This is a genomic window from Pseudomonas paraversuta (assembly GCF_904063065.1).
In the GTDB taxonomy this organism is placed as follows: Bacteria; Pseudomonadota; Gammaproteobacteria; order Pseudomonadales; family Pseudomonadaceae; genus Aquipseudomonas; species Aquipseudomonas paraversuta.
The window spans coordinates 1-493 of sequence record NZ_CAJFCL010000036.1; the positions used below are offsets into that span (position 1 = coordinate 1).

Genomic DNA, 493 nt, shown 5'->3' on the forward strand with positions numbered 1-493 from the left:
GCCGAGGCCAGGTGACGCCGCTCATGTCCCAGGAGCAGGTCGCTAAAGCACTTGAAGGATCAACCCTCACCGCTGGCCAACGGCAAGCCGTCGAGACCATCGTCAGCACGGAGAATCGGTTTGTCGGCATTCAGGGTGATGCTGGTACGGGCAAAACCTACTCCGTTGAGCGGGCCGTGCAACTGCTCACATCCGTCAACGAGGCAATGAGTTACGGCAAGACAGAGGATCAACTCGGCTATCGAATCCTCGCATTGGCGCCGTATGGGAACCAAGTTGCCGCACTCAAAAACGAGGGGATGGACGCTCATACCCTGGCCAGCTTTTTCAACACCAAAGACAAGACCCTGGACGAGAGGACTATCATTGTTCTCGACGAGGCCGGTGTCGTCGGCGCTCGCCAGATGGAACAGCTCATGCGGCTGGTGGAAAAGTCCGGGGCCCGCCTTGTTCAGCTGGGCGATACCAAACAGACCGAGGCCATCGAGGCGGG

1 protein-coding gene is annotated in these 493 nt (G+C 59.0%); it reads left to right on the forward strand.

The features are described from left to right. Positions 1 to 23 precede the first annotated feature (23 nt). Positions 24 to 493: AAA family ATPase (locus JQ845_RS22805; protein ID WP_236010234.1), on the forward strand; the 470-nt coding region annotated here is incomplete at its 3' end.